Source organism: Microcoleus sp. T3_B1 (assembly GCF_036700445.1).
Classification (GTDB): Bacteria; Cyanobacteriota; Cyanobacteriia; order Cyanobacteriales; family Microcoleaceae; genus Microcoleus.
In genome coordinates, this window is sequence record NZ_JAUBOX010000019.1 from 91,058 (window position 1) to 94,471 (window position 3,414).

The 3,414-nt window shown below is 45.5% G+C and carries 2 protein-coding genes; both read left to right on the top strand.

Annotated elements, in window-relative coordinates; translation table 11 throughout:
- Positions 1–993 (top strand): calcium-binding protein (locus tag QT990_RS13025; protein WP_333465307.1); only part of this gene is annotated, 993 nt, incomplete at its 5' end.
- A gap of 634 nt (positions 994–1,627) precedes the next feature.
- Positions 1,628–3,414 (top strand): cation-translocating P-type ATPase (locus QT990_RS13030; protein WP_333465308.1); only part of this gene is annotated, 1,787 nt, incomplete at its 3' end.

Sequence of the window (3,414 nt, forward strand, 5' to 3'; positions counted from 1 at the left end):
CCAGAGGTAACACCAGAGGTAACATCAACTCCCACTCCAATTCCTATAACAACTCCTACACCTACACCGACACAGACGCCAATTCCTCTAGCAGATCCGACACCAATTCCTACAGCAACTCCTACCCCAGAGGTAACACCACCTCCCACACCTACACCAGCGGTAACGCCTGACTCAACTTGTTTTTGCGATCGCATTCCTCGCCCCGATCTCAATCAACCCAATGCCACCGATAATGTAATCAATGGCAATCCTAATATCCGAATAGGCACTAACCAAAATGATGCTTATTATGGCAACAATTCCTCTAGCTTTTTTGATGCTTTGCCAGGGGATGATAACTTATTTGCTGATGACGAAGGCGACACACTGAATGGCAATGAAGGTAGTGATTTTATTGTCGGTGGTACTGGCAATGATTACCTCTTGGGTGGCAAAGATAATGATATTATTCTCGGTGGACAAGGGGAAGATGTAATTCGGGGAAATCAAGGGAATGATTCTCTGAATGGGCGAGAAGGAAATGACCTGATTTATGGCGATGCTGGTAATGATTTTATTCAGGGTGGCAAAGAAAATGATACCTTATACGGGGGCAAAGACAATGATATTCTACTGGGGGAACAAGCACAGGATTTATTGTTAGGACAAGAGGGAAATGATACCCTGTGTGGAGGCAGTGAGAATGATACACTCCTGGGAGGCAAAGGTAATGATATTTTGTGTGGTTGTGGTGGATTTGATAGTTTACTAGGAGGGGTAGGAAATGATATCTTTGCCTTGTGTCCGGGAGTGCAATTCGCTCTAATTGCAGATTTTACTAAGGGGGAAGATGCGATTGGATTGTCAGGAGGATTCACGTTTGAGCAGTTGCAGATTACACAGGGAAATGATGGAACATTGCTGACGATTAAGCAAAGTGGAAGAATACTTGCGAATATTGTGGGTGTTAATGCCTCGCTAATTACTGCTCAAGATTTTCTCTTAGTTTAATATAGCGAATTCTAAGGATCGCGAATTAAATAATTTACACAAGGAAATTGGGGTGTCCTGCCCGCCCTTTTTGGACGGGCGGGACGCCCATCCCACAATCACAATAAAAATGGTAAGTTATTTAATTCACGATCCTTAAGTTAGTAATTCATTAGACCTTTGGCAAAAATAATTAGGACGGGCAAGATGCCCATCCCACAAGAAAAAATAACTCTTGTGGGATGGGCATCTTGCCCGTCCCATCAATTGATGAAAAGGATTTTTGCAAGAGGTCTACTATCTAAAATTTGGAGATGTTCCAATTCCCCATTAAAACCCCAGAAATCATTTTCGGCTCCCCTCTCGTATTTTTGCCCGTATCATACCCTAATTCAGCAACGCCATTATATCAAGTAGGGAAACGGCACTGCCGTGTCCAAGGCGTGTCTTAGCATTAAACCCGCAGTCCCCGATTAATTTCAACCCCTGCCAAAATGCGGAATTAACCGCCTGCAACTAATAAGAATTAAAAAAAACTAACACTTTTGGAAGATGCCACAATATTTATCTATGATAAAAATATAGACATTTGTCTAAACAGTGCATTAAACCCTTTCAGAAGCGCCGAAATATTTAATCAATACCAAAAAAAACCATGCAATTTCTACCCAAAACAATCCCCGAAATTCAACCAGAAATCATACCAGTTAACGAATCACCGCCAGAACTTGTTACTTTCGATGTCGGCGGGATGAAATGTGCCGGCTGCGCGAAAGCTGTGGAACGCCAACTTATGCAGTATTCAGGCGTAATTTCAGCTTGCGTTAACTTGGCCGTAGAAGTCGCTACGGTTGAGTGTCAACCGGGGGCTGTCGATGCAGAGGCTTTAGCTAAAAAGTTGACTGATAATGGATTTCCCTCTCAGTCTCGTTGTGGTGAAAATCAGCGGGAAGCAGAAGCGGCAACAATTGAACGGCGGGGGCAAGAAATTCGACAGCAAATCAAGCAATTGACGATCGCCCTAATCCTAATTATTTTATCCGGTTTAGGTCACGTACTCGGCACAAAAGCCCCAATTCTCAGCAATATTTGGTTTCACTGGGGACTCGCCACCCTCGCTTTGCTGGTACCGGGCCGCCCGATTATCGTTGACGGGTGCCGCAGTTTGTGGCGAAATGCACCCAACATGAATACTTTGGTAGCTTTAGGCGCTGTTACAGCTTACACCGCTAGCAACGCGGCGCTGCTGTTTCCACGGATGGGATGGGAGTGCTTTTTTGACGAACCTGTGATGCTGCTGGGCTTTATTTTGTTGGGCAAAACTCTGGAACAGCAAGCCAGACGGCGCGCTGCATCAGCTTTGCAAGCTTTAATCGCATTGCAGCCTGCGAAAGCCCGCTTAGTAGATTTTAAACTCCCGACTTTAGATTTGCGATCGGAAGAATTGCCTTTAAACTCGACATCAGAGGTCTACGATCCACAATACATTGAAATTCCAGCCGATCGCGTTCGAGTCGGAGAATGGCTGCAAGTTTTGCCAGGGGAAAAAATACCGGTAGACGGTGAAGTCTGCGAAGGCAAAACAACCATAGATGAGTCGATGCTGACTGGCGAATCAATGCCGGTTTTGAAGCAACCAGGAGATACAGTTGCCGCCGGAACTATCAATAAATCCGGGGCAGTTGTGATGCGGGCAACTCGCACCGGTAAGGAAACAACTGTAGCTCAAATGGTGGCTTTGGTGCAGGCAGCCCAAACTCGCAAAGCGCCCATTCAAAATTTAGCTGATACTGTCGCGGGATATTTTGTGTATGGGGTAATGGCAATATCGCTTTTAACTTTTCTATTTTGGTATTTTGCCGGCACTCATATTTGGCCTTCTGTGCTTTTAGGACAGGGGGCAATGGATATGGGGCATGGGGCAATGGGCATGGGGCATGGGGCATCGGGCATCGGGCATGGGGCAATGGGCATGGGAAATGAATTGCCAATTATCCATTATCAATCGCCTTTGCTGTTAAGTTTGAAATTGGCGATCGCAGTTTTAGTGATTGCTTGTCCTTGCGCTTTGGGATTGGCTACCCCTACTGCAATTTTAGTTGGTTCTGGCATCGGGGCGGAGCGCGGGCTTTTAATTCGCGGTGGTGATGTTTTAGAACGGGTGCATCAATTAGATACGGTGGTTTTTGACAAGACTGGCACTCTGACAACCGGAAATCTAACACTCACAGATTATTTGCCGCTTTTCCAGAATTCTGAGTTGGATATGAACTCAGATATTAATGTTGGAAACAGGCAAGATGCCTGTTCCACAATTGATGGAGTTTCTGGCAACAGGCAAGATGCCTGTTCCACAATTGATGGGGTTTCTGGCAACAGGCAAGATGCCTGTTCCACAATTGATGGGGTTTCTGGCAACAGGCAAGATGCCTGTTCCACAAT